The sequence below is a fragment of the Dietzia sp. UCD-THP genome (genome assembly GCF_000349585.1).
Taxonomy (GTDB): Bacteria; Actinomycetota; Actinomycetes; order Mycobacteriales; family Mycobacteriaceae; genus Dietzia; species Dietzia natronolimnaea_A.
The window spans coordinates 1844-5640 of record NZ_KB714663.1 but is presented as its reverse complement, the minus strand read 5'-3'; the positions used below and the strand labels follow the sequence as shown (position 1 = coordinate 5640).

Here is a 3797-nt window from a genome sequence, read left to right as displayed (position 1 = left end):
CTCTGGGACATCACCCTGTGGTCGGCGTGGGTGCTGCTCGGGGCCCACCTGGTGGCGTTCGTCCTGGCGTACACCGACTCCGCCACCGCGTACCTCGAGGTCCGGTCCCCCGACCCGGCGTGGGCGCCGGTCTACGCGTAACCCGGGCAGGAGGGTCGCTGGTCACACCGGCTGCCTACTGCTCACACTTCGCGAGATCCGTCTCCTCCGTCGGCATCCCCTCCGGAGTGAAGTGGGTGACCATAGCCACCAGGTCCTTCGACCCCTCATTGACCGTCTCGTGCACGTACCAAGGGTCTTCGACCACCGAATCGCCGGCGCGGTAGACGTGTACGCCGCCGGGGTGGGCGTCGGCGTAGTGGGTGAGTTCGCCCTGCTCCACAACCACGACCAGTTGTCCGTGGTGGCCGTGTCGACCGGTGCCGACCCCGGGCGCGAGGGTGATACTGCGGTGCGTCACCGTCACCCCGTCGGCGCCGCCGTCCACAGCCAGCTCGATGGGTTCGTCCTGCTTGCCTTCGACAATGTCCAGGGCGCGGATGGTATCCCGCTCCACTACAGGAGGCTCGGTCGATTGCGGGCTGCACGCGGCCGTCGCAAGCACGGGTACTGCGACGGCGAGTGCGACGCCGCCTCGGATCGATGGGCGCGTCATGGTCACTCCCCCGCGTCCGCTCGGACGGTCTCGACTCACAGGCTCGGCTCCACGCTAACGCACACCGGGACGCGGGTGAAGGATCGATTACGGAAGGTTGATAAGGGAACTGCACCGACGACGACGGCTCTCCCGCGTCCGCCCCCAAGCATTGGGAAGGCGGAACTGACGGGGTGGGCGGTCACTGCACGGCCGGTTGGCACTCCGGCCGCGGCAGGGAACTTTTTCGTCAATGCGCGTCCACCAACGAGCAGAGAAAGAAAGCGGCGGTTTTCGGGCTACAACCAGGCCGCTCGAGGGAGCAATCACGACTGCGGCGAATACAAGGTCAACCAGCCAGCCTGCGCCGACCATTTGGCGATTTACAGCTCTCGCGAACCACGCAAGAGCGTTGCCGGAGTCCAATCTGGCCAATCAGGCTCGTCCACAAGTATGCCATTGATATATTGCGCAACCACGCGCGTTTTTGAGCGCTCGTTGCTGTATATCGTTGCCTGCCCACAGCGTGGGATGGCAGCTTGAACAAGAGGCCACACACGGTGGTAACGCTCACGGATCTTGCTTTCGGGAACAGAATGGCCGCCACTATTCACGCGCAGACGGACCCTTTCGACTGCAAACTGTTCGGGCACCATCAATACATGGAGGACCACTCGGAAACCCGCGTCGCGGGCACGATCAATTAGTTCGAGCTTCGACGGGTGCGAAAAGACCGTTTCTGCAATGAATGACCTGCGGCGCACAATAAGCTGGTTCCGAGTTAACTCCGCGACCTTTGCTGCTTCGTAGGAGTGCGACTCTGGGTCTGTCGGCCATTTGCGTTTAGCGATCTCGTCCGCATTTACAAACGGCACACCCAGTAGCGGCTGCAATTGTCGATCGACTAGTGTCGACTTACCCGCGCCGTTGCAACCCACGACCAAGTCTAGGCGCGGATTCACCAGTCAAGTACGACCGTAGATCCGTCTGGCCGGTATTCGACCATACGTCCAGCGTCATCCAACGCGACCGAGGCAAATCCTTCCGACGCGCGACGCTCTACATGATCGTCGCTACTTAGCCTTTCCTCCAGCCGGGCATCGAAACCGGCGTCGTGAACCACCGCGTCCTCCTCGGGAAGTAGCTCGCTCGGTATTGATCCCGTTTTTTCTTCAACCAAACGTCGATATACGGACAACCGAGCAATTAAGTTGCCGGCGATCTTTTTCCAGTCATCGACTTCCATGCCTCGCCCGGCCACCACCGCAGAAGCTTTTCTATCCCCCTCGTGCACCTCTGGACCCAGTGAAGCATCTGTAAGCCGCTCATCGGACCCCGCCGAGCCTAGAGTGTTCACATAGTTTTCAATGAGCACTCGCGAAACAAACGTTTTGAGTTCGGAATCTAAGACGTTTTCGCTGGCGACTACAAGCCTTACCGACTTAGCGAATTCATCCGCGCGCGCTTCGCTACCACTTAGCGCCGATCGAATTGCCATGTATCCGGGACTTCCTGAGCCTGACAAGATCGCCTTATACGCGGAGTTGAATTTATCTTCCGAAGACGGTAGGTGCGAAATCCCCGCAGCCCTATCAGTTAGTGTCATTATCGGATCAAACTCCTTGTAGCGTCCGTAATAGAGGCTTCAAAAGCATAGTTCTTTACCGCCCTTAGCGAGGCCAACTCGTCCACCAATTGATCCCCCATCCTCTCCGCCGAAACATCAATCACAACGGGCCGCCGTGCGTCGATATCCAAAACAACCTGAACGCCGCCAGGCTCGTCGCCATCCGGCGGCAGGCTGGCTGTCGTGATAGCGACCGTGCCCTCTTCCGCTATGGGTAGGACTATTTTGCCGAAAAATCCTACCGCGGATTGCGTCAGGAAGGAAGGGATCTCGACAGTGGTTCTTACGTAGTCGCGAATATCTGTTACTCTGTCGGGGAGTTCGATCTTATTAATGTACCTAATTCCTACAGCTACTATCCGGCGTGGGGCGACGGCCGCAACATAGCTAGAAAGGGCATTCGTGGCGTGCGCGAGGAATCTCTCCCAGGTCAAATATTTCTCAGTGGTGGAGTACACGAACTCAGTCGCCCCACAGAACGCTACGTGCTCACCTTCCTCCGAATAAGGCGTGGCGCTTGATTCAAACGTGTACCCCTTAATATGCGCGTCTCTGGTGGCGGTGGGGGGGTCGCTAAGTGTGTAACGGACTTCGCCGACAGCTTCAGCGGTCACCGTAGGGCCTGAGAAGGTATCTTGATCGCCGTATACGTGTTCCAAAGAGTCGAGTTCAAGCCCCAGTCTTGGTTCAACCTCGATGGACATTATTGCTTCCACGATCGGCGCGGCAGCATAACTCTCCACCGGCAACTCGATTTGCGGCGAAGACGTCAAAACGTTGACATCGTCGTCTCGGAGCTCATGGGTACTCACAGATCCCACACTAGCCGAGCGGTTACCGCCGCTTGGCGGACCGACATCGGCGATCCGGCGTTTCTAGGTCCTGACGGCTCCTGCATGCCTTCCCCTCAGGGCCCTGCCCTCTAGCAGTAGTGCCGATCCATCCCGCACTCATGCAGTACACATGAGTCGGCGCGCACCCCTACTCTGGATCACCGCCGCAACGTCGTTGTCATCGCCACCGGTCGCGCGGCTGCGCGCTGGCCTGATACCGCCAAACTGTGACTGGACGACCTCATCGTTGAGCCCTCGCGTGATCGGGAGCTCGGCAGCGCTGCCGCAAGGCTGGCGCGCCGGGGCCAACGGCAAGCAATGCCCATGACGTCGACGTCTCAGACAACGGGCAGCGGAAGTGGCGGGCCGGCTGGTACCGGCCCGCAGTCACCGGGTGGCACGGAACCGGCCGTCCTCCGCCGCGTCGCGACCGCCGCCTCGCGCACCCCGATCTCATAGCGAGGTCGATTTTGATCGCGTTTGCTCAGGCGAGACCAGCACCGATCGCTCAATTATGAGCACTCGACGAGGCCGCCAACCAGAGCGTTCCGAGCTTTCAGTGTCAGTTCCGAGGGTGGTTTATGGGTGGGGCAGGCGTCGTGGGCCATGTCGAGACTCCCACGCGAGTGCGTGGTACGTTCCTACATCCTCACCTGGGGCGGGTCGGTACGAGGACTGCAGCTCCACCCCAGCCCGGGTAGCC

4 protein-coding genes are annotated in these 3797 nt (G+C 60.2%); all 4 read right to left on the bottom strand.

All coding sequences use genetic code 11. The annotated features are described in order from the left end of the window. Window positions 1-175: 175 nt before the first annotated feature. The 4 genes from H483_RS37055 to H483_RS38935 all read right to left on the bottom strand — a co-directional run bounded on the left by H483_RS37055 (window position 176) and on the right by H483_RS38935 (window position 3073). Window positions 176-655, bottom strand: a complete 480-nt coding sequence (locus H483_RS37055) for a cupin domain-containing protein (protein ID WP_081615254.1) — start codon at window positions 653-655, stop codon at window positions 176-178. A 362-nt stretch (window positions 656-1017) separates the two neighbouring features. Continuing rightward, the gene (locus H483_RS38940) at window positions 1018-1596 is read right to left on the bottom strand and encodes an AAA family ATPase (RefSeq protein WP_081615253.1); all 579 of its coding nucleotides are present in this window, start codon (window positions 1594-1596) and stop codon (window positions 1018-1020) included. Next, window positions 1593-2132: a hypothetical protein gene (locus H483_RS39330; protein WP_132064195.1), complete on the bottom strand. Its 540-nt coding sequence runs from the start codon at window positions 2130-2132 to the stop codon at window positions 1593-1595. The genes H483_RS38940 and H483_RS39330 overlap by 4 nt, the downstream gene beginning before the upstream one ends. Window positions 2133-2239: 107 nt before the next feature. Continuing rightward, window positions 2240-3073 carry a TIGR04255 family protein gene (locus tag H483_RS38935; protein WP_132064194.1) on the bottom strand — a complete coding sequence of 278 codons (834 nt, stop codon included), beginning with the start codon at window positions 3071-3073 and terminating at the stop codon, window positions 2240-2242. Between the last annotated feature and the right edge of the window lie 724 nt (window positions 3074-3797).